Below are 19,546 nucleotides of genomic sequence, written 5' to 3'. Positions count from 1 at the left end.
CGCAACGAAGCTGTCGTCCCGCCCCCCGTGCGCAATTGCGCACGAGGCCGGGACGACAGCGGAGATTGACGCTAAATCTCCACCACCTGCCCCGGCTTCATCGCCACGAACCGCTCCTGCGGAATCTTGGCGGCATAGAGCGCTTCCACGAGCGCTTTCGCCGGCGCGTCGATCGCCTCATCCGTCAATTGAAACGTGCCGTGATGATGCCCGAGCGCTTGCTCGGCGCCGCAATCACCGAGCGCCTTCACCGCATCTTCCGGGTTCATGTGCTGGTCGCGCATGAACCAGCGCGGCTCGTAGGCGCCGATGGGGAGGATCGCCAGACGCAACTTCCCGTGCTTCTCGGCGACGCGGCGGAAATGGCTGCCATCGCCATAGCCGGAATCGCAGACCACGTAGATTTTGCCGGCCGGCGTCTCCAGCACAAAGCTCGCCCACAGCGCCTTGTTGCGGTCGAACATGCCGCGCGCGGTCCAGTGCCGGGTCGGCACCAGCGTCGCGGCGATGCCGCCGCCGAGCTCGACGCGATCGTGCCAGTCGAAGGCCTCCACCTTGATCGTCGAATCGTAGCTCCGCATCGTCACGTCGTTGCCGAGCGGGGTCACCACGCGCGGCGCAAAGTTCTTGGCGAGCCGCGACAGCGTCGCGATGTCGAGATGATCGTAATGGCCGTGCGAGACCAGCACGATGTCGACCTTCGGCAGCTTTTCGAAAGCGATGCCGGGATCGTTGTGCCGCTTCGGCCCGGCAAAGCTGACCGGCGAGACCCGCGAGGACCAGACCGGATCGACGAGGATGTTGAGGCCGCCGGCCTGGATCAGCCAGCTGGCATGGCCAACGAAGGAGAGCCGCACCCTGCCGCCATCGACGCGCTCGGGCGGCGTATCGGCATGAGGGCTCGGGGCCCACACAGGCCATTTGGCCCGCTCCCGCCCGCCGCTGAATTGCCAGCGCAGCACCTCGCGGAGCGATTTTGGCGGCGAGCCGTCCGGGTCGAAGAAATGCAGACCGTTGAAATGGTCCGAAACGGGGCCGTCATAGGTTTTCATGCTGGATATCCAGAGGGGCGGGACACCGATCAGCGCGCCGGCGCCGGCAAGCACTCCGAACAGTCGGCGGCGGGTGATCGGCACGGCGGGGGCTCAGGGCTGGTCGCGGCGGCAAGACATCACCGGCTATATGGGCGGGCGCGCGAAAAAAGGAACCCATCGTCGGAAAGCGCCTGCTTTCAAGGCCTTACCCTGGAAACGGCATCCCGGCGCCTTAACTTTCCTTGACTTTTGGGCGCGAGCGGCGTTTAACCCCGCCACTTTCTCGGAAAGGCTTTCTTTTCGACCCGCCGACCGGCCCTGGAGGCCGGAGGTCAACGCCCGACAGCGCGATGCGCCCTCGGGCGCAAAGGTGTTTGGAAGATCGCCATTCTGGCGAGCAGGACAAGGACAACTTCATTGTTCGACAATCTGTCGGAACGGCTTGGTGGCATTCTCGATCGTCTGACGGGGCGCGGTGCGCTGACCGAAAAAGACGTCGATGCCGCGATGCGCGAGGTGCGCCGCGCGCTGCTCGAGGCCGACGTTGCGCTCGAGGTCGTGCGCAGCTTCACCGAACGCGTGCGCGAGCAGGCGATCGGCGCCACCGTCGTCAAGTCGGTCACGCCAGGCCAGATGGTGGTCAAGATCGTCCATGACGAGCTGATCAACACGCTCGGCGCCGAAGGCCAGACCATCGACGTCAATTCGGTGCCGCCGGTGCCGATCATGATGGTCGGCCTGCAAGGCTCGGGTAAGACCACCACCACCGCCAAGCTCGCCCGCCGCCTGGTCCAGCGCGACAAGCGCAAGGTGCTGATGGCCTCGCTCGACGTCTATCGCCCGGCGGCGATGGAGCAGCTCGCCGTGCTCGGCCGCGATCTCGACATTCCGACCCTGCCGATCGTGGCGGGCCAGCAGCCGCCGCAGATCGCAAAGCGCGCGCTGGAGGCCGGCAAGCTCGGCGGCTACGACATCGTGCTGCTCGACACCGCCGGCCGCACCACGCTGGACGAGGAGATGATGGCGGAAGCAGCTGCGATCAAAGCGGCTGCGAACCCGCACGAAGTGCTGCTGGTTGCGGACAGCCTCACCGGCCAGGACGCGGTGAATCTCGCGCGCTCGTTCGACCAGCGCGTCGGCCTCACCGGCATCGTGCTCACACGTGTTGACGGCGACGGCCGCGGCGGCGCCGCGCTGTCGATGCGCGCGGTCACCGGCAAGCCGATCAAGCTGATCGGCACCGGCGAAAAGACCGACGCACTGGAAGATTTCCACCCCGACCGTATCGCCGGCCGCATCCTCGGCATGGGCGACGTGGTCTCGCTGGTCGAACGTGCCGCCGCCAATATCGACGCCGAGAAAGCCGCGCGCACCGCCGAGCGCATGCGCAAGGGTCAGTTCGACCTCAACGACATGCGCGAGCAGCTGCTGCAGATGGCCAATATGGGCGGCATCAGCGGCCTGATGGGCATGATGCCCGGCATCTCCAAGATGAAGAACCAGATCGCGGCCGCCGGCATCGACGACAAGATCTTGAAGCGTCAGGTCGCGATCATCGATTCCATGACGCGCGACGAGCGCCGTCATCCGGATCTTTTGAAAGCGAGCCGCAAGAAGCGCATTGCTGCCGGCAGCGGCCAGAGCGTCGAGCACGTCAACAAGCTGCTGAAGATGCACCGGAACATGGCCGACGTGATGAAGGCGATGGGCTCGGGCAAGCGCGGCCCGCTCGCCGGCATCGCGCAGGCGATGGGCTTTGGCGGCGGCATGAAGATGCCTTCGCCGGAAGAGATGAAGGCGCTGCAGGAGAAGATGGGCGGCGGCGGGCAGGGTCTGCCCAGCCTGCCGAAGGATCTGCCGCCCGGACTTCGCCAAGGACTTCCGAATCTGCCGGGGCTCACGGGCCTCAGCGGCAAGCCGACCCTGCCCGGGCTCGGCGGCTTCCCCGGATCGGGGAAGAAGAAGTGACTTCACCCGTCATTGCGAGCGCAGCGAAGTAATCCAGACTTTCTCCGCGGATGCTTTCCTGGATTGCTTCGCTGCGCTCGCAATGACGAACCACATCAACCTTTGAATTAACCGCTACTCAGGAGAACTAAATGTCCGTCGTTATCCGCCTCGCCCGCGCAGGCACCAAGAAGCGTCCCGTCTATCACGTCGTCGTCGCCGACTCGCGTTTCCCCCGGGATGGCCGCTTCATCGAGCGTCTCGGCTATTTCAACCCGCTGCTGCCGAAGGACAACGAGACCCGCCTCAAGCTCGACATGGACAAGGTGAAGGCCTGGCTCGCCAAGGGCGCACAGCCGTCGGACCGCGTGTCTCGCTTCCTCGATGCCGCCGGTGTCAAGAAGCGCGAAGCGCGCAACAATCCCGAGAAGGCCGTGCCGCGCAAGGAGCGCAAGGCGCAGGCCGAAGCCGCCGCGAAGGCTTAAGGGCCAGGCATGTCGGCGCTGATCTGCGTCGCGCGGATCGGCGCCGCGCATGGTGTGCGCGGCGCGGTCAAATTGTGGACCTTCACCGAAGATCCCTTTGCCGTGAAGCGCTACGGTCCGCTTCTCTCCAAGGACGGCAAGCGCCAGTTCGAGCTGGCGCAAATCCGCGAGGCCCGGGATCATCTGGTCGCAACCTTCAAGGGCATCGCGACCCGTGATGAGGCCGAGCGCCTCAACGGCATCGAGCTCTACGTCGCGCGCGAAAAGCTGCCCGCGACCGACGAGGACGAATATTACCACGCCGATCTGATCGGGCTCGCCGCAATCACCACCGACGGCGACGCACTCGGCCGCGTGCTCGCGATCCATAATTTCGGCGCCGGCGACATCATCGAGATCGCCCCGCTTAAAGGCGCGACGATGCTGCTGCCGTTCTCCAACGCCGTGGTGCCTGAGGTCGATCTCAAAGGCGGCCGTGTCGTGATCGCGCTGCCGCAGGAGATCGAGGGCGAGGAGCGAGGCAACGATCCCACCACGAGTCGTCCCGGCGAAGGCCGGGACCCATAAACACAGGCCGTGGTTTTTGGCTAAGCTGATGGCTTCGATCATCGCAAAACCGGCTGCGGTGGCTATGGGTCCCGGCCTTCGCCGGGACGACGGATTTCTTAGAGCACTATGACGAACCCCACCCCCTGGCGCGCGACGGTGCTGACGCTGTTTCCGGAAATGTTTCCGGGGCCGCTCGGCGTGAGCCTGGCCGGTCGGGCGCTGGCCTCCGGCCTCTGGCAGATCGAGGCGCGGGATATCAGGGCTTCCGCCACGGACCGTCATCGCAGCGTCGACGACACTCCCGCCGGCGGCGGCCCGGGCATGGTCCTGCGGGCCGACGTTCTGGCGGCGGCTATCGATGCCGCCGACATCGGTCCCGAGCGCCCTCGCCTGCTGATGAGCCCGCGCGGTCGGCCATTGACCCAGGCTCACGTGGTGGAACTCGCCCAGGGCCCCGGCCCCCTCATCGTCTGCGGGCGATTCGAAGGGATCGACCAGCGGGTGATCGATGCGCGTGGCCTGGAGGAGGTCTCGATCGGCGATTACGTGCTCTCAGGGGGCGAACTCGCCGCGATGGCGCTGATTGACGCCTGCGTCCGGCTGCTGCCGGGCGTGATGGGCAAGGAAGCTTCGGGAGCCGAGGAGAGTTTTTCCGACGGCCTGCTTGAATACCCTCAATACACGCGTCCCCAGTTGTTCGAAGGGGTTCCGATCCCGGAGATCCTGACCTCCGGCGATCATGCCAAGGTCGCCGCCTGGCGGCGGGCGCAATCCGAGGCCCTGACGGCGGCCCGGCGGCCTGATTTATGGGCCCAAATCCCGCCCAAAGCCCCGAATCGGCCCGGACGCCAAAAAACGCCAAAAAACAAGACAGACGGGTGACAAACGCTCCGGCTTGCCTTATAGGAGCGGCCACATCCGCAATGGCTGGATAGACGAATTTCGCGCAGCCCCCGTTTGTAAAGGCTGGGCGCGCCGATGGAGATTTACCCATGAACCTGATCAAGCAGCTCGAGCAAGAGCAATTCGACAAGCTGTCCGCCGGCAAGGACATTCCGGAATTCGGTCCCGGCGACACCGTGATCGTCAACGTCAAGGTCGTCGAGGGCGACCGCACCCGCGTGCAGGCCTATGAAGGCGTCTGCATCGGCCGTTCCGGCGGTGGCCTCAACGAGAGCTTCACCGTCCGCAAGATCTCCTACGGCGAAGGCGTCGAGCGCGTGTTCCCGGTGATGTCGCCGATGATCGACTCGATCAAGGTGGTGCGCCGCGGCAAGGTCCGTCGCGCCAAGCTCTATTACCTCCGCAACCTGCGCGGCAAGTCGGCCCGCATCGTCGAGAAGCAGGACCGCCAGGCCGCCGTCGGCGAGTAAGCTTCGCAACCAGACGAATATTCGAAAAGCGCGGGGCTCGGCTCCGCGCTTTTTGTTTTGCAGTAGTCTCTCCCCGACCTCGTCATTGCGAGCGCAGCGAAGCAATCCAGTCTTTCCGCAGAGGCAGTCCTGGATTGCTTCGTCGCAAGAGCTCCTCGCAATGACGAGCTGAAACTCTCGCGCTTTTAGCGCTGCGTGCTATATAGCTTCTAGAATGTTTCCAGATCTGACCAGCTTCGTGAGCCCCCAGCGCATCGTCATCGACGATCGCTCGCGGCTGCCTGGCCGGTTCTTCGGACGCTTCGCGACCTCGGCAACGTCAGAACTTACGCGCGCAGCCTAAAAGCTGCGCTGACGATTTTGTTGCCCTGCGCGGCCCGCCGCGCTCATCGCTTACACACATTCCTTCGGAGCTGAAGCTCATGTCCAAGCCGACCACCCTGTACGACAAGATCTGGAACGACCATCTGGTGCACGAAGCCGAGGACGGCACCTGCCTGCTCTATATCGACCGCCATCTGGTGCACGAGGTGACCTCGCCGCAGGCGTTCGAAGGCCTGCGCGCGACAGGGCGCAAGGTGCATGCGCCCGAGAAGACGCTCGCCGTCGTCGACCACAACGTGCCGACCACCGACCGCACCAAGCCGAACCCGGATCCTGAGAGCATCGAGCAGATCAAGGCGCTGGCCGAGAACGCCAAGGAATTCGGCATCGAATATTACAACGAGTTCGACAAGCGCCAGGGCATCGTCCACGTCATCGGCCCCGAGCAGGGTTTCACGTTGCCCGGCACCACCATCGTCTGCGGTGACAGCCACACCTCGACGCATGGCGCGTTCGGCGCGCTCGCGCACGGCATCGGCACCTCCGAGGTCGAGCACGTTCTGGCGACGCAGACGCTGATCCAGAAGAAGGCAAAGAACATGCGCGTCACCGTCGACGGCAAATTGCCTGACGGCGTGACCGGCAAGGATATCATTCTCGCCATCATCGGCGAGATCGGCACCGCAGGCGGCACCGGCTATGTGCTGGAATATGCCGGCGATGCGATCCGCGCGCTCTCCATGGAGGGCCGCATGACGGTCTGCAACATGTCGATCGAAGGCGGTGCGCGCGCCGGTCTGGTTGCGCCCGACCAGAAGGCCTACGACTTCCTGCGCGACCGGCCGAAGTCGCCGAAGGGCGCGGCCTGGGATGCGGCGATGCGTTACTGGGAGGGCTTGCGCTCCGACGACGGCGCGCATTTCGACCACGAGCTGCGGCTCGATGCAGCAAAGCTGCCGCCGATCGTGACCTGGGGCACTTCACCTGAGGACGTCATCTCGGTCACCGGCATCGTGCCAGATCCTGACAAGATCGCTGATGAGGCCAAGCGTCTCTCCAAGCATCGCGCGCTGAAATATATGGGCCTGACGGCGGGGACGAAGATCACCGACATCAAGCTCGACCGCGTCTTCATCGGCTCCTGCACCAACGGCCGCATTGAAGATTTGCGCGCGGCAGCGAAGATTGCCGAAGGCAAGACCGTTTCCGCCAACGTCAACGCCATGGTGGTGCCGGGCTCCGGCATCGTGAAGGAGCAGGCCGAAGCCGAGGGGCTCGACAAGATCTTCATCAAGGCCGGCTTCGAATGGCGCGAGCCCGGCTGCTCGATGTGCCTCGCCATGAACCCGGACAAGCTGAAGCCGGAAGAGCGCTGCGCCTCGACCTCGAACCGCAATTTCGAAGGCCGCCAAGGCTTCAAGGGCCGCACGCATCTGGTGTCGCCGGCGATGGCCGCGGCCGCCGCGATCGCGGGCCACTTCGTCGACGTCAGGGACTGGCGCTAAGCTGCTCCCTCCAATTTGAGCGAACGCGGCAAGCCGTCGTTAAGCCGCAGCGCCGACAGTGTCCTCGCGACGATCTCGCGAGGACACGTCTCATGGCCAACAAGCCTGAATATGTGGATCTGATCGGCGAGGCGACCCGCCAGCACCGGCGGCGCGCGCCGCAGCTGCACATCGTCGCCAAGCCCGAGGTCGAGGAGACCTCGAAGCTCAGCCGCTGGCCGCCGGCGATGTTCAAGCAGTGGAAGATCGAGACCTTGATGCGGTGGAAGCCGTCGTCGTGGAATGTGAAGGGCTGGCTCTGAGCCAACGAGTGTCGTCACGATCCGCAGTCATTCCGGGGCGTTCGAAGGACGAACCCGGAATCTCGAGATTCCAGGTCTGGCGCTTATGCGCCATCCCGGAATGACGACTCACATCACCAATAGCGGTACGGATAGTGCCAGCGATGCCAGCGGCAGATGCGGCGGGGGCCGTAATAGGTCCAGATGATCCGGCAGCGGCGCGGATAGTGATAATAGGGATAATAGCCGCCGTAATAATAGCGCCGGTGGAAGTGGCGATAGCCATAGTACGGGCGAAAGGTGCCGCCCCAGTGGCGATGGTAGCCGCCATGTCCGCCAAAGTGGTGGAAGCCGCCATAGCGATAGCCGCCACCGTGGAAGCCACCGAAGTGCCCTCCCCCGCCATGGAAGCCACCAAAATGTCCGCCGCCGCCGTGGAAATGTCCACCGCCACCGCCACCGCCATGGCGGACCTGGATCATCATGTCGTCGCTTGCAGCCTTCGCCGCGGGCAGCGCGGTCGGATTGATCGGCGTCATCGCTTCAGCGCGGCGCGCAAGTCCTGACGACAACAGCAGAGCAGCAACGGCGGCGAGCCCGAGCAGGCGCAGCGAGCTTGTCCCGGGACGCATGATCCTCGGCATGGAATGTCTCCCTGAAATTGGACAGCGTCATCGCGGCGTCGTCGTCCCGCGGTCGCTGTTCATTTGCAGTCGCTCACGCGGTTAAACTAGAGACGGCGACGTGAATGCGCCATGAATGAACGACGCGCCGCGCAAGGCATGCCGCGTCACCAGAACGGCCCGTAGCCGAGCACGAAGGGCGCGGGCACAGCGTAAGGATAGGGACGGTAATAGACGGGCCGCGCATAGTAGTGCGGATCAGGCCGCGGAGCGTAGCGGGCAGCATCGTATCGCACGTGCCGTCGCCCATCGAACACCGCGCGGCCCGCGGAGGCGTCAGGCAGCTTGGTCACCTTCTGCGCAGCGGAGGCGTGAGGCAGGCTTGCGGCGAGCCCCGCAGCAACGGTCAATGCGATCCATCTCGTCATGACGACCTCCGCCGGCAACATGAGAGGATCACGCGGCGGCCTGCAAGTCAAAAGCGGCCAATCTGGAACGCTGCACCTGAATCTGCTAGGGATGAACAACCAGCCGTCAGCGACGTACGTATCTTCTGGTCGAGCGAATGCAGGAGATGGTCATGACACAGTTTCGAACATTGCTGATATCCCGCCTCGCCATCGCAGCGAGCATTGCGCTTGGCGTCGTCCTTGGTGCGAGCTCGGCACTGGCCTCGCAGGGGCCGGGCGTCGAGAGCGGCACGGCAAGCCAGACGACGCAGCTGGTGATGGCGATCCTGGTCTATGGCGTGTCCGCGCTGGTCGTCGGCGCCGGCCTGATCGGCGCGCTGCGCGGGCACTGACCCGGTATCAGCCGCGACGCCAGTAGCAGCTCATATGCGGCGTGATCACGGTGCCGCTGGGCCTGTGTTCCTGCACATAGGCAACGTTGCACTCGCGGACCGCGTCGGGGCCCGGGTTGTAACGCGGATAGACGCCGTCAGGGCTGTCATAGGGCGTGACGCGCAGGCGGGTCTGGGGCCGCTTTCGCGGCGGCGGGATGTCGTCGGGCGACACCGCCTGGGCCAGGCGGACGACAGTGCCGGCCGTCTCTGCCTGGGCACTCATGCCGACTTGCGAAAACAACCCCATGCACAGTAGAGCCGCCGCTGCTTTTGCTCGCATTTTATCGCCCACCTGAACCACCCTCGACCGAGGCCCGCTCGGCCCCCACGCTCCCCGTTTTGGCCGCGCCCGTCAACCTCACGCGCTTATAAAGCCGGATGCATCGCTGCGAAACCCGCGCTAAGAGGTGCGCATGTGGATGGACCTGAAAGCGCCCTCGCTGGCCGAGATGGAAGCTGCGGCGCACGACGTTTTCGAGCGCCTGCCGGCGGAGTTTCGCGGGCTCTGCGAGGGCCTGATCATCCGCGTCGACGACTTCCCGACCGAGGAGGTGCTCGACGAGATGGACTGCGAGAGCGAGTTCGACCTGCTCGGCCTGTTCCAGGGCGTCGGCCTGCCCCAGCAGAGTCTTGGCGACGTGGCACGGCTGCCGAACATGGTCTGGCTCTACCGCCGCCCGATCCTGGACTACTGGGCCGAGCACGACGAGAGCCTCGGCCATATCGTCCGTCACGTCCTGATCCACGAGATCGGCCACCATTTCGGTCTCTCGGACGACGACATGGCAGCGATCGAGGCGCAGGCCGAATAGGAAATCATCGATCGCGCGGCGATGGCGCAGGCAGAAGCATCGTCAGCCGATAGTCGGGCCAGCCCGCGAGCGATAGCGACACCTGCTGATAATGTAGCAGTCCCATGGTCGGATGATTGAACGCGCGTTCGCCGCCTTCGCGGGTCAGGACGCCCTGTGTGTCCCAGCAACGTTCGAAGTCCGCGCTTGCCAGTCTCAGCTCCTCCACGAGCCGGCGAATGTCCGGATCGTCGGAGTAGGCTGTCACCGCGGCACGGAACTCGGCGACGACGCGCTGCGCACGGGACGCCCAGTCAAGGATCAGGCTTCGCGCCTCCGGCCGGAGGAAGATGTAGCGCAGCAGGTTCTTTTCACCGTCATCATCGAGCCATCCTGCAAACAAGCGCGACGCTTTCGCATTCCAGCGGCGGGCGCTCCATGTGCGATCGAGGATGTAGGCGGGACCATCGATTGCATCGACGCAGGCCAGGATCTCCCCGGGTGGATCGTCTCTGTGGCCCGGCCGCTCGGCATCGCGCTTGCCCGCGACTTCAAACAGATAAGCGCGCTCGGCAGGTGACAGGCGTAATCCGCGGGCGATGCGCGCAAGTGCCGAAGCAGAGACGGACACATCGCGCCCCTGCTCGATCCAGGTGTACCAGGTGACACTCAAGCCGCAGAGCTGGGCGACCTCCTCGCGCCGGAGGCCGGGCGTGCGCCGCCGTGGTCCCGCGGCGAGGCCGAATTCCACCGGAGACTGACGTTCCCGGAGCGCCCGCAAGAATGCGCTGAGCGAGAGCGCCGGAGCGATCGGATCTGCTCGTTTCATGGTGGTTGTTATACCAGCATATCTTATGTTCTTAAACCGGTACCCGAGATGTGTTAGCTTCTTTGCCTCCGAGGCGCTGTCACCGAACAGAGGACCCACGGACATGGGCAAGCAATTCACCGGGATCGAACCCGAGCACAGGGCTTTCATCGAGCGGCAGAAGATCTTCTTCGTCGCGAGCGCCCCGCCGAAGGGACGCATCAACGTCTCCCCCAAGGGCCTGTCGTCGTTCCTTGTGCTCGGAGCGAACGACGTCGCCTATCTCGACTGCACCGGCAGCGGCAGCGAGACCCGCGCGCACCTGATCGCATCGGATGACAAGCGCCTCACCATCATGTTCTGCGCTTTCGAAGGCCCGCCGATGATCCTGCGGCTCTATGGCCAGGGCCGATCGATCATGCGCGGCACGCCTGAATATACCGAGCTCGCCCCAGGGTTCGAGGACATGACTGGCGCCCGCCAGATCGTGCGCCTCTCGGTCGACCTCGTGCAGACCTCGTGCGGTATGGGCGTGCCGCTGTTCGACTACCGGGAAGAGCGTGGCAGCCTCATCCGTTACTGGACGGCGCAGGGCGTCAACAACTTGCGAAAGTACTGGGGCCTGAAGAACATGAAGAGCATCGACGGCCTGCCGACCGGCTTTGCCCCTGACAGCATGGCTCCGCCAAGCTGACTGACAGATCAAGACTGCCGAATCCGGCCTAGGATTTATACGCCAACCGGGCTAAACAGCCTCCCCTGACTTCGAACCGGGAATCCTGAGATGGACAAGTTCACCACGCTGGAAGGCGTCGCGGCGCCGCTGAAGATCATCAATGTCGACACCGACATGATCATTCCGAAGCAGTACCTCAAGACCATCAAGCGCACCGGCCTTGGCAAGGGGCTCTTCTCCGAGCAGCGCTACAAGGACGACGGCAGCGAGAACCCGGATTTCGTCCTCAACCAATCAGCCTATCGCAACGCGAAGGTGCTGGTCGCCGGCGACAATTTCGGCTGCGGCTCGAGCCGCGAGCACGCGCCCTGGGCGCTGCTCGATTTCGGCATCCGCTGCGTGATCTCGACCTCGTTCGGCGACATCTTCTACAACAATTGCTTCAAGAACGGCATTCTGCCGATCCGCGTTTCGCAGGAGGACCTCGACAAGCTGTTCGACGATGCCGAGCGCGGCGCCAACGCGACGCTGACGATCGACCTGCCCAACCAGGAGATCCGCGGCCCCGATGGCGGCAAGGTCAAGTTCGAGATCGACCCGTTCCGCAAGCACTGCCTGATCAACGGCCTCGACGACATCGGGCTGACGATGGAGAAGAAGTCCTCGATCGACAGCTATGAGGAGAAGCTCAAGCGCGAACGCGCCTGGGCCTGAGTTCAAGTCTCATTCGAGCCCCGGCGCTTGTCGCGCCGGGGCTTTTTCTTTGCCCTCGTTTTCCCGTATAGCTCGCCTCATGCTTCCCGAGATCGTCACCTTCTGGCATGGCCCGATGGACGCGCTACGCCAGACCTGCCTGCGCTCGCAGCTGGCGGCCGGCCACAAGGTCACGGTCTATAGTTTCGACACCATCCCGGGCCTCCCCGCGGGCGTCGAGAATGCGGACGCCGAAGCGATCCTGCCGCACGCCTTCTCCGAACGGTTGCGGCCGCCGCAACCTGACGGCAGCTGGCGCGACTGGACCACACTTCAGTTCAGCGACTTCTTCCGCATCAAGCTGATGGCGAAGCATCTCGGCCTCTGGCTCGACGCCGACGTGCTGCTGCTCAAACCCGTCGAGATCGATCCGGCAGAGCCATACTTTGCCTGGGAGCGATCCCGCCGGCTCGGCAACTCCGTGCTCTATCTGCCGCCCGACCACCAGATCGTCGGCGCCTTCGAGAATCTCATGGCGCAGGAGGAGCTGACGCCGGAATGGCTGTCGCCGAGCCATCGCCTGAGCTTTGCGATACGGAAGCTGAGCGGCGGCTCGCAGCGTCTGTCCGACCTTCGCATCGCCATCTTCGGGCCTCCGGCACTGACCATCCTCGCCAAGCGTTCGGGCGATCTGCAAAAGGCGTTGCCGAAGCGATCGTTCTACGCGGTACATTCCGAGCCAAGACTGTTCTTCGAGCCGTCGAGCTATCTCGGTATCGTCACCGATCCCAACGTGATCGGCCTGCACATCTCAGGCAAGGGCCGCTCGCTGCAGCCGCCGATTCCGGGCAGCCTGTTCGCCTGGGCGGTGGAGCGGTTCGGGTAGCGGCCACGCAGGCAGTGCGCCCCCTCTCCCGCTTGCGCCCGCGAGGGAGGGAGCACACCGCCTTCGCGGATGCACCGCGCCCGTCACTGCAGCGGCGGATCGCCGCTGGTGCGTTTCTTGGCAAGGTCCATCTCGGTCACCGCGATCAGGATCTCGGCGCGGGTCTTCAGGTCAGGCGCTTCCAGCATGGCCTGCTTCTCGGCCGGGCCATAGGGCGACATCATCGCCAGCGCATTGACCAGCGCCTCGTTGGGCGCGCTCTCGACGCCCTCCCAGTCGACCTTGAGATTGTTGGCCTTCAGAAACTCCGCCAGCGCCACCAGCAGCGCCTCGCGGTTGACCGCCTCCTCACCCAGCCGAGCCTTGAAATCGTCGGTGAAGGCGAAGAAATCGACCTTGCACTGCCGGTAGGGAGTAAGCACGTCGAGCTCCTCCATCACCCTGAAGCGGGCAACGCCGGTCAGCTCGAGGATGTAGCGGCCGTCGCCGGATTCAGCGAGCTGGGTGATGCGGCCGACGCAGCCGACGCGGAACAGCACCGGCCTATCGGAATTCTTCGGCGAATGCGCCACGTCAGGCTGGATCATGCCGATCAGGCGATGACCGTCGCGGAAGCTGTCGTCGACCATCGCCAGATAGCGCGGCTCGAAGATGTTGAGCGGCATCTGGCCGCGCGGCAGCAGCAGCGCGCCCGGCAGCGGAAACACCGGAATGATTTCCGGCAGGTCGGCGGGGCCGCGATATTCGATGTTGATCGGCATCTCAGTCCCCGCCTGAATTGCGACCTGAGCTTATGAGAACAGGATGGTCGACAAGCGCTTGCGGCCCTCGACGGTTGCCTCGTCTGCACCGCCCCAGGCTTCGAAGAACTGCACCAGCTGCTTGCGGGCGCCGTCATCGTTCCATTTGCGGTCGCGCTTGACGATTGCGAGCAGCTGCTCGGTCGCGGCTGCGCGGTCGCCCTTCGCGTTCAGCGCGGTGGCAAGGTCGAAGCGCGCCTGATGATCGAGCGGATTTGCGGCGACTTTCTGTTCCAGCTCGGCAATTGGACCGAGCTGCTTGGCCTGCTCGGCGAGATCGATCGCGGTCTGCACCGCCTTCACGGCCGGGTCGTTGCGCTTGGATTCCGGCACCATGGCCAGCGTCTGCTTGGCCTGCTCCATCGCGCCCGAAATGGCGTAGCATTTGGCGAGGCCGGCAAGCGCGGGGATGTTGGTCGAATCATGCTGCAGCACTTCGGCGTAGATCTGCGCGGCGGCAGCAGTGTCGCCCTCGGCGAGCACGGCCTCGGCCTCCTGCAGGATCTCGGCGATGTTGGGCTCGCCCGGCGCAGTGACGCCCTTGGTCAGCTTCTCGATGAAGGCGTTGACCTGGCTCTCCGGTACCGCGCCCATGAAGCCGTCGGCGGGCTGGCCGTTGACGAAGGCGATCACGGCCGGGATCGACTGGATGCCCATCTGGCCGGGGATCGCCGGATGCTGGTCGATGTTCATCTTGACCAGCTTGACCTTGCCCTTGGCCGCCTTGACGGCCTTTTCGAGCACGGGCGTGAGCTGCTTGCAGGGGCCGCACCATTCCGCCCAGAAGTCGATGAGCACCGGCTGGCGCTTCGATTCCTCGATGACGTCCTTCACGAAGGTTTGGGTGGTGGTGTCCTTGATCAGATCGGCCGCAGCCGGGGCCGCTCCGTTACCCTGGTCGATGATCGTCACGGGATCCCCTCGTCTGGTCTGGAATGGCGGCTCTTTAGCACGTCGCCATCGCCTATGCTTCGTTTCAGGCCCTAAAATTGGGCCGGGCCGGCCGAATTTCAATCCGTCGCAGCCGATTCGGCAGTTCCGGGCCGTTTTGGGTCGATTCGGCCGCTCCAGGGCTCATATCGGGGCTCGGAATGCGCATCTATGCTGCCGGTAGCTGTTGCATTCGCCTCCCGCTTTTGGCATACGACAGCCGTTGCCGGCGCGTCACGCGACCGACACAGGATGCGGGTGTAGCTCAGTGGTAGAGCACGACCTTGCCAAGGTCGGGGTCGAGGGTTCGAGCCCCTTCGCCCGCTCCAATTTTTCCCAGCATCCAGCTTAATCAGGTTGAGCCGTGGTTTTCCACGCTGCTGGCGGCTGGATTGGGGCTGACATGACAATTCTCGTCACCGGCAGTGCGGGTCATTTGGGCGAGGCCATTCTACGCACGCTCCGCGGGCGCAGTTCCGCTGTCCGCGGGATCGACCTCAAGCCCTCGCCGTTCACCGATGCTGTCGGCTCCATCGTCGATCCCACCTTCGTCCGGGCGCAGATGGATGGCGTCACGGCCGTGATCCACACCGCGACGCTGCACAAGCCGCATGTGGCGACCCACGGCAAGCAGGCCTTCATCGACACCAACGTCTCAGGGACGCTCAATCTGCTCGAGGCGGCGCTGGCTGCCGGCGTGAAGAGCTTTGTCCTCACCAGCACCACCAGCGCGTTCGGCGCGCAGCTGCGGCCCGAGGCGGGACAGGCGGTGTGGGTCACCGAGGAGCTGGCGTCGGTGCCGAAGAACATCTACGGCACCACGAAACTGATGGCGGAAAATCTGTGCGAGCTGTTCTTTCGCGAGAGCAGCCTGCCGGTGGTCATCCTGCGGACCTCGCGGTTCTTTCCTGAAGCTGACGACGATCCTGCGATGCGGTCGGCCTACGCCCTGGACAACGCGCAGGCCAACGAGCTGCTCTATCGACGGCTGGATATAGCGGACGCGGTCAGCGCCCATCTGCTTGCAGTCGCGCGTGCGCCCGCGATCGGCTTCGGCCGTTACATCGTCTCGGCGACCAGTCCGTTCTCGCAACATCAGCTCGCCGCGCTCGCCCGCAATGCTGCCGATGTCGTGCGCGAGCTCTACCCGGATTGCGCCGAGCTCTATGCCGCGCGCGGCTGGCGACTGTTCCCCGGGATCGACCGCGTCTATGTCAACGCGCGCGCGCGGCGCGAGCTCGGATGGCATCCCGAATTCGATTTCGCCCATGTGCTGCGCAGCCTGCGCGCGGGCTCGGATTTCCGCAGCGCCCTGGCGTGCGAGGTGGGATCGAAGGGCTATCACGACACGCCGTTTGACGACGGGCCCTACCCGGTCCTGAAATAGTCGCCGGTTTTGCCAAATCGCACGATGTTTCAGACCTGGGGCTGGCGTCACCGTGCGCGAACCGGCACCTCGCCGTTCTATGCATGGGGTTTGTTTTCGCAGCCTTGTATCGGTCGCCTTGCTTCGCTGCTCGCAAAAGAGGCGGCGCCATCCCGATTCCGCGTTGCAGCGAGAACGTTGTCGTCGCCGCCCGCGAGGATGTGAGGAACATCCGTCTCATTTGATTGAGCGCAACTGCCGCGCACGCGACGCGCTTCTCACGGCCCGCAGATGTGCTAACCTTTTTGCGTCTGCCTCGCGGGCAGACTTCGAACTTCGCCTACTCACACAGCAAAACAAGAATGTGCAGCCCCGATGGCTGCCTTAGGGGAGTGACGCGATGAAATCGATCATCCATCGATCCGTGTTGGCGCTTGCAGCGGTTGCCCTTCTTGCCGGGACCAGCGTTGCCAGCGCACAACAACAGCAGGACAAGAACCGGGCGCTGAAGAAGTACGAATCCGGCACCAAGGAATTCTGGACCCATCCGCCGGACGACTGGTTCCTCGGCGACGAAACCGAAGCGCAGAAGGGCCTTGCGCCGCCCTCGGGTCCGCCGACCGGCGCCTCCGACGCCGAGCTCGCCAACATCGTCAAGAAGGTGAAACTGCCGCCCGGCTTCAAGATGGAGGTCTACGCCTCCGGCGTGCTGGCGGCGCGGCAGATGGCCTGGGGTGACAAGGGTACGCTGTTCGTCGGCTCGTTCGGCCTCGGCAACGTCTATGCCATCAAGGACAATGGCGGAAAGAAAGAGGTCAAGACCATCCTCAAGGGCCTGAACATGCCCACGGGTCTCGCCGTCAAGGACGGCGCGCTCTACGTCATCGCGGTCGACAAGCTGATCCGCTACGACGACATCGAGAACAAGCTCGACAATCCCGGCGAGGGCAAGGTTGTCTACGACGACATGCCGTCCTATGCCGCGCATGGCTGGAAGTACATCGCCGTCGACAAGGATGGCTGGTTCTACATTCCGTTCGGACCGCCCTTCAACGTCGGCATTCCGCCGACCAGCGTCTCGCAGATCCGGCGCGTCGATCCCAAGACCGGCAATGCCGAAATCTGGGCGCTCGGCGTTCGCAACTCGGTCGGCGGCGACGTCGATCCGCGCACCGGCAAGTACTGGTTCACCGAGAATGCGCGCGACTGGGTCAGCGATGACCTGCCCTCCGACAAGCTGAACATGATCAACAAGATCGGCGAGCATTTCGGCTATCCCTACTGCCACCAGGGCGACCTTCCCGATCCGAAGTTCGCGATGGGGCACAAGTGCTCCGAGTTCACGCCGCCCGTGCTGAACCTCGGCGCCCACGTCGCTCCGCTCGGCATGAAGTTCTATACCGGCGACCAGTTCCCCGCCGAGTACAAGAACAACATCCTGATCGCCGAGCACGGCTCCTGGAACAGGCATAAGTACCAGGGCGCCCGCATCATGCGCGTGATCGTCGGACCCGACGGCAAGAACGCCAAGCAGGAGGTGTTCGCCTCCGGCTGGCTCGAGGGTGACCAGGGTTATCTCGGCCGCCCCGATGACATCGTTCTCGCCAAGGACGGTTCGATCCTCGTCGCCGACGACTGGGCCGGCGCGATCTACCGCATCAGCTACAGCAAGAAGTAGCGCGACCTGACCAAGAGGCTGCGGTGGCCTCGAAAGGCGCCGCAGCCTCTTTCGTTTCAGAGTCTCACCCCCGTCGTTCCGGATTGCGCGTCAGCGCCAGTCCGGAACTCATAACCCCGAATCGTGGTTATGGATTCTCAGATGCGCAATTGCGCATCATGGCTCGTGCTCCGCACGCCCCGGAACGACGAACTCGATAGATCGGAATTGTCCCCATGCGCCGTCAGTATTCTTTGTACGCAATCGGCGCGCTCTCGCTCACAGCGATCGCATTCGTCCCCGCAAGCGCCGCCGACAACGCCGCCGTCCAGGAGAAGGCGGCCGTCTGCTCCGGCTGTCACGGCGAGAACGGCATCTCGCAGACCGAGAACATTCCCTCGCTGGCCGGCCAGCCCGATCAGTTCCTGCAATGGCAGCTCGTGTTCTTCCGTGCCGGCTCGCGCAAGAACGAGCAAATGCAGCCGATCGCAGAGGAGATCACCAACGAGGACGTCCGCAGCCTCGGCGCCTATTTCGCGGCGATGACGCCGCCGAAGGCCGCCGAGGACAAGGATCCGGATCTGTCGAAGAAAGGCGCGCAGGTTGCCGTCGGCCGCCGCTGCGCCTCATGTCACACGGACAGCTTTGCCGGCACCAAAGCCGTCGCGCGGCTTGCAGGTCAACGCGAGGAATATCTGGTCAAGGCGCTGCACGACTACAAAGCGGGCCAGCGCGTCGGCGGCGGCGTCGCCGCGATGGCCGACGTCGCCTATCACATGAGCGACGAGGAAATCACGGCGGTGGCGCATTATCTGGCGTATTTCAACTAGCGCAGGGCTGTTGCGGCAAACTCACTCGTCCCGGCGAAGGCCGGGACCCACAGCCACGAAAGTAATTCGGCGAAGGCTCGGGGTTTACCGGCGCATGCCGCGGTAATCTTCGATAGATCACGCGGTCCCGGCCTTCGCCGGGACGACACCGAATGTGCGGCTGCTACCTACCCCGCCCGCTGCTTCTCATACGCCTTCAGATGCGTATACGCGATGCGCAGCTTCGGCACCGGCACCTTGGCCGCGTCGGCGCGCGCGATAAGGTCGCCGATCACGTGATCGGCTTCGACCGGCAAGCCCGCCTTGATGTCGCGGAACATCGAGGCCGTCATCGGCGAGCCCTCGGCGGTGAGATTGCCCTTGACGCGCTCGAAGAACGGACCGCCCGGCGGATAGCCTGATGCCGTCGCGATCGCGCTGGTCTCGTCCAGCATGCCGAGCAGAAAATCCCGGCCGCCGGGCGCGGCGAGGATGTTGCCGACGGAGGTGCGCATCAGGCTGGTGCTCGCCGCAAGCGAAGACAGGAATACCCACTTCTCCCACATGTCCTGCAAAATGTTCAGGCTGGCTGTGGCACCCTTGATGCCGCTCTTGAAGGTCTCGTCGATCGCCTTGACGCGATCCGACATCGTGCCGTCGCGCTCGCCGTAATTGATCGACTGCATCGGTTGCAGCTGCACCACTTCGCGCTTCTCGTTCAAGGTTGCGGCGATGGCGCAGAGACCGCCGAGCACGCGCTCCTTGCCGAATTTTGCATCGAGGATGTCGAGATGCTTCATGCCGTTGAGCATCGGGATGATCGCAGTGTTCGAGCCCACCGCCGGCGCAAACGACGTGATGGCATCATCGAGGTCGAACGCCTTGCAGCTGAGCAGCACGACGTCGAACCTGTCCCTGATCGCGCCGGCCTGCACGGTCGGAGGATTTTTCAGCGTCACATCGCCATTCGGGCTCTTGATGACGAGGCCCGCGCTCGCGAGCTCACCGGCGCGCCTGGCGCGGACCAGGAAGGAGACGTCGCGGCCGGCCTGCAACAGCCTGCCACCAAAATAGCCGCCGATGGCGCCGGCGCCGACCACGAGGATGCGCATGGGGTTGTCCTTGTTATTGTTTCTTGCCGTCGTCCTGGCTTTCGCCAGGACGA

Annotated in this window: 23 protein-coding genes and 1 tRNA gene; 16 read left to right on the top strand and 8 right to left on the bottom strand. The window is 64.3% G+C overall.

Annotated features, from left to right (window positions below; genetic code table 11):
* Positions 1–71: 71 nt before the first annotated feature.
* Positions 72–1,136 (bottom strand): MBL fold metallo-hydrolase, encoded by a 1,065-nt coding sequence (locus tag ACNJX9_RS01765; RefSeq protein ID WP_439407629.1) that lies wholly within the window; start codon positions 1,134–1,136, stop codon positions 72–74.
* 315 nt (positions 1,137–1,451) lie between these two features.
* On the opposite strand from ACNJX9_RS01765, the gene ffh reads away from it, so the two are divergent.
* The 7 genes from ffh (at position 1,452) to ACNJX9_RS01730 (ending at position 7,519) form a co-directional block, all read left to right on the top strand.
* On the top strand, positions 1,452–3,002 hold the full coding sequence (gene ffh, locus ACNJX9_RS01760; protein ID WP_439407628.1) for a signal recognition particle protein: 1,551 nt from the start codon (positions 1,452–1,454) through the stop codon (positions 3,000–3,002).
* 131 nt (positions 3,003–3,133) lie between these two features.
* On the top strand, positions 3,134–3,466 hold the full coding sequence (gene rpsP, locus ACNJX9_RS01755; RefSeq protein WP_057740692.1) for a 30S ribosomal protein S16: 333 nt from the start codon (positions 3,134–3,136) through the stop codon (positions 3,464–3,466).
* Between the two features lie 9 nt (positions 3,467–3,475).
* Positions 3,476–4,033 (top strand): ribosome maturation factor RimM, encoded by a 558-nt coding sequence (gene rimM / locus ACNJX9_RS01750; protein ID WP_439407627.1) that lies wholly within the window; start codon positions 3,476–3,478, stop codon positions 4,031–4,033.
* A gap of 108 nt (positions 4,034–4,141) precedes the next feature.
* The gene (trmD, locus tag ACNJX9_RS01745; protein WP_057740687.1) at positions 4,142–4,897 is read left to right on the top strand and encodes a tRNA (guanosine(37)-N1)-methyltransferase TrmD; all 756 of its coding nucleotides are present in this window, start codon (positions 4,142–4,144) and stop codon (positions 4,895–4,897) included.
* A gap of 110 nt (positions 4,898–5,007) precedes the next feature.
* A complete protein-coding gene (gene rplS, locus ACNJX9_RS01740) occupies positions 5,008–5,388 on the top strand; it encodes a 50S ribosomal protein L19 (RefSeq protein WP_011083318.1) in 381 nt (126 codons plus the stop codon).
* Positions 5,389–5,810: 422 nt separating this feature from the next.
* Positions 5,811–7,217, top strand: coding sequence for a 3-isopropylmalate dehydratase large subunit (gene leuC / locus ACNJX9_RS01735; protein ID WP_057740686.1), 1,407 nt, complete (start codon positions 5,811–5,813; stop codon positions 7,215–7,217).
* A 92-nt stretch (positions 7,218–7,309) separates the two neighbouring features.
* Positions 7,310–7,519 carry a hypothetical protein gene (locus ACNJX9_RS01730; protein ID WP_271599582.1) on the top strand — a complete coding sequence of 70 codons (210 nt, stop codon included), beginning with the start codon at positions 7,310–7,312 and terminating at the stop codon, positions 7,517–7,519.
* A gap of 113 nt (positions 7,520–7,632) precedes the next feature.
* Here the strand turns inward: ACNJX9_RS01730 and ACNJX9_RS01725 are convergent, their stop codons facing one another.
* Both ACNJX9_RS01725 and ACNJX9_RS01720 read right to left on the bottom strand, forming a co-directional pair.
* Positions 7,633–8,142 carry a hypothetical protein gene (locus tag ACNJX9_RS01725; RefSeq protein ID WP_439407626.1) on the bottom strand — a complete coding sequence of 170 codons (510 nt, stop codon included), beginning with the start codon at positions 8,140–8,142 and terminating at the stop codon, positions 7,633–7,635.
* Positions 8,143–8,288: 146 nt separating this feature from the next.
* On the bottom strand, positions 8,289–8,549 hold the full coding sequence (locus ACNJX9_RS01720; RefSeq protein WP_439407625.1) for a hypothetical protein: 261 nt from the start codon (positions 8,547–8,549) through the stop codon (positions 8,289–8,291).
* A 152-nt stretch (positions 8,550–8,701) separates the two neighbouring features.
* On the opposite strand from ACNJX9_RS01720, the gene ACNJX9_RS01715 reads away from it, so the two are divergent.
* Positions 8,702–8,923, top strand: coding sequence for a hypothetical protein (locus tag ACNJX9_RS01715; RefSeq protein ID WP_439407624.1), 222 nt, complete (start codon positions 8,702–8,704; stop codon positions 8,921–8,923).
* Between the two features lie 7 nt (positions 8,924–8,930).
* Here ACNJX9_RS01715 and ACNJX9_RS01710 read toward each other — a convergent pair whose 3' ends face one another.
* Positions 8,931–9,212: a hypothetical protein gene (locus ACNJX9_RS01710; protein WP_057740680.1), complete on the bottom strand. Its 282-nt coding sequence runs from the start codon at positions 9,210–9,212 to the stop codon at positions 8,931–8,933.
* 166 nt (positions 9,213–9,378) lie between these two features.
* On the opposite strand from ACNJX9_RS01710, the gene ACNJX9_RS01705 reads away from it, so the two are divergent.
* Positions 9,379–9,777, top strand: coding sequence for a metallopeptidase family protein (locus tag ACNJX9_RS01705; protein WP_057740679.1), 399 nt, complete (start codon positions 9,379–9,381; stop codon positions 9,775–9,777).
* Between the two features lie 4 nt (positions 9,778–9,781).
* Here the strand turns inward: ACNJX9_RS01705 and ACNJX9_RS01700 are convergent, their stop codons facing one another.
* A complete protein-coding gene (locus ACNJX9_RS01700) occupies positions 9,782–10,585 on the bottom strand; it encodes a helix-turn-helix transcriptional regulator (RefSeq protein ID WP_439407623.1) in 804 nt (267 codons plus the stop codon).
* Between the two features lie 103 nt (positions 10,586–10,688).
* On the opposite strand from ACNJX9_RS01700, the gene ACNJX9_RS01695 reads away from it, so the two are divergent.
* From ACNJX9_RS01695 to ACNJX9_RS01685, 3 genes are all read left to right on the top strand, one after another.
* Entirely contained in the window at positions 10,689–11,258 is a 570-nt protein-coding gene (locus tag ACNJX9_RS01695) for a pyridoxamine 5'-phosphate oxidase family protein (RefSeq protein WP_439407622.1), read from the top strand.
* 90 nt (positions 11,259–11,348) lie between these two features.
* Entirely contained in the window at positions 11,349–11,954 is a 606-nt protein-coding gene (gene leuD, locus ACNJX9_RS01690; RefSeq protein WP_188107837.1) for a 3-isopropylmalate dehydratase small subunit, read from the top strand.
* A 79-nt stretch (positions 11,955–12,033) separates the two neighbouring features.
* Complete coding sequence (locus ACNJX9_RS01685) at positions 12,034–12,819, top strand: hypothetical protein (RefSeq protein WP_057740675.1); 786 nt, start codon at positions 12,034–12,036, stop codon at positions 12,817–12,819.
* An 83-nt stretch (positions 12,820–12,902) separates the two neighbouring features.
* Here ACNJX9_RS01685 and ACNJX9_RS01680 read toward each other — a convergent pair whose 3' ends face one another.
* Positions 12,903–13,580: an LON peptidase substrate-binding domain-containing protein gene (locus tag ACNJX9_RS01680; protein WP_439407621.1), complete on the bottom strand. Its 678-nt coding sequence runs from the start codon at positions 13,578–13,580 to the stop codon at positions 12,903–12,905.
* Between the two features lie 30 nt (positions 13,581–13,610).
* Positions 13,611–14,531: a thioredoxin gene (gene trxA, locus ACNJX9_RS01675; RefSeq protein ID WP_057740672.1), complete on the bottom strand. Its 921-nt coding sequence runs from the start codon at positions 14,529–14,531 to the stop codon at positions 13,611–13,613.
* A gap of 272 nt (positions 14,532–14,803) precedes the next feature.
* Here trxA and ACNJX9_RS01670 point away from each other — a divergent pair.
* The 4 genes from ACNJX9_RS01670 (at position 14,804) to ACNJX9_RS01655 (ending at position 18,402) form a co-directional block, all read left to right on the top strand.
* Positions 14,804–14,878 (top strand) — tRNA-Gly (locus ACNJX9_RS01670).
* Between the two features lie 74 nt (positions 14,879–14,952).
* Positions 14,953–15,936 carry an NAD-dependent epimerase/dehydratase family protein gene (locus ACNJX9_RS01665; RefSeq protein WP_439407620.1) on the top strand — a complete coding sequence of 328 codons (984 nt, stop codon included), beginning with the start codon at positions 14,953–14,955 and terminating at the stop codon, positions 15,934–15,936.
* Positions 15,937–16,315: 379 nt separating this feature from the next.
* On the top strand, positions 16,316–17,593 hold the full coding sequence (locus ACNJX9_RS01660; protein WP_057740666.1) for a PQQ-dependent sugar dehydrogenase: 1,278 nt from the start codon (positions 16,316–16,318) through the stop codon (positions 17,591–17,593).
* Positions 17,594–17,808: 215 nt separating this feature from the next.
* Entirely contained in the window at positions 17,809–18,402 is a 594-nt protein-coding gene (locus tag ACNJX9_RS01655) for a c-type cytochrome (RefSeq protein ID WP_057740663.1), read from the top strand.
* A 167-nt stretch (positions 18,403–18,569) separates the two neighbouring features.
* On the opposite strand, the gene panE is transcribed toward ACNJX9_RS01655, so the two are convergent.
* Positions 18,570–19,493 (bottom strand): 2-dehydropantoate 2-reductase, encoded by a 924-nt coding sequence (panE, locus tag ACNJX9_RS01650; protein WP_439407619.1) that lies wholly within the window; start codon positions 19,491–19,493, stop codon positions 18,570–18,572.
* Positions 19,494–19,546 lie beyond the last annotated feature (53 nt).

This window comes from Bradyrhizobium sp. BLXBL-03 (assembly GCF_051853015.1).
Lineage (GTDB): Bacteria > Pseudomonadota > Alphaproteobacteria > Rhizobiales > Xanthobacteraceae > Bradyrhizobium > Bradyrhizobium manausense.
The sequence above is the reverse complement of the archived record's forward strand: the minus strand, read 5'-3'. Positions and strand labels throughout refer to the sequence as shown.

Bases quoted from the DNA above. Each gene is read 5' to 3' on its own strand.
- rpsP (WP_057740692.1), top strand. From the start codon at position 3,134: ATGTCCGTCGTTATCCGCCTCGCCCGCGCAGGCACCAAGAAGCGTCCC.
- rimM (WP_439407627.1), top strand. From the start codon at position 3,476: ATGTCGGCGCTGATCTGCGTCGCGCGGATCGGCGCCGCGCATGGTGTG.
- trmD (WP_057740687.1), top strand. From the start codon at position 4,142: ATGACGAACCCCACCCCCTGGCGCGCGACGGTGCTGACGCTGTTTCCG.
- rplS (WP_011083318.1), top strand. From the start codon at position 5,008: ATGAACCTGATCAAGCAGCTCGAGCAAGAGCAATTCGACAAGCTGTCC.
- leuC (WP_057740686.1), top strand. From the start codon at position 5,811: ATGTCCAAGCCGACCACCCTGTACGACAAGATCTGGAACGACCATCTG.
- ACNJX9_RS01730 (WP_271599582.1), top strand. From the start codon at position 7,310: ATGGCCAACAAGCCTGAATATGTGGATCTGATCGGCGAGGCGACCCGC.
- ACNJX9_RS01725 (WP_439407626.1), bottom strand. From the start codon at position 8,142: ATGCCGAGGATCATGCGTCCCGGGACAAGCTCGCTGCGCCTGCTCGGG.
- ACNJX9_RS01720 (WP_439407625.1), bottom strand. From the start codon at position 8,549: ATGACGAGATGGATCGCATTGACCGTTGCTGCGGGGCTCGCCGCAAGC.
- ACNJX9_RS01715 (WP_439407624.1), top strand. From the start codon at position 8,702: ATGACACAGTTTCGAACATTGCTGATATCCCGCCTCGCCATCGCAGCG.
- ACNJX9_RS01710 (WP_057740680.1), bottom strand. From the start codon at position 9,212: ATGGGGTTGTTTTCGCAAGTCGGCATGAGTGCCCAGGCAGAGACGGCC.
- ACNJX9_RS01705 (WP_057740679.1), top strand. From the start codon at position 9,379: ATGTGGATGGACCTGAAAGCGCCCTCGCTGGCCGAGATGGAAGCTGCG.
- ACNJX9_RS01700 (WP_439407623.1), bottom strand. From the start codon at position 10,585: ATGAAACGAGCAGATCCGATCGCTCCGGCGCTCTCGCTCAGCGCATTC.
- ACNJX9_RS01695 (WP_439407622.1), top strand. From the start codon at position 10,689: ATGGGCAAGCAATTCACCGGGATCGAACCCGAGCACAGGGCTTTCATC.
- leuD (WP_188107837.1), top strand. From the start codon at position 11,349: ATGGACAAGTTCACCACGCTGGAAGGCGTCGCGGCGCCGCTGAAGATC.
- ACNJX9_RS01685 (WP_057740675.1), top strand. From the start codon at position 12,034: ATGCTTCCCGAGATCGTCACCTTCTGGCATGGCCCGATGGACGCGCTA.
- ACNJX9_RS01680 (WP_439407621.1), bottom strand. From the start codon at position 13,580: ATGCCGATCAACATCGAATATCGCGGCCCCGCCGACCTGCCGGAAATC.
- ACNJX9_RS01665 (WP_439407620.1), top strand. From the start codon at position 14,953: ATGACAATTCTCGTCACCGGCAGTGCGGGTCATTTGGGCGAGGCCATT.
- ACNJX9_RS01660 (WP_057740666.1), top strand. From the start codon at position 16,316: ATGAAATCGATCATCCATCGATCCGTGTTGGCGCTTGCAGCGGTTGCC.
- ACNJX9_RS01655 (WP_057740663.1), top strand. From the start codon at position 17,809: ATGCGCCGTCAGTATTCTTTGTACGCAATCGGCGCGCTCTCGCTCACA.
- panE (WP_439407619.1), bottom strand. From the start codon at position 19,493: ATGCGCATCCTCGTGGTCGGCGCCGGCGCCATCGGCGGCTATTTTGGT.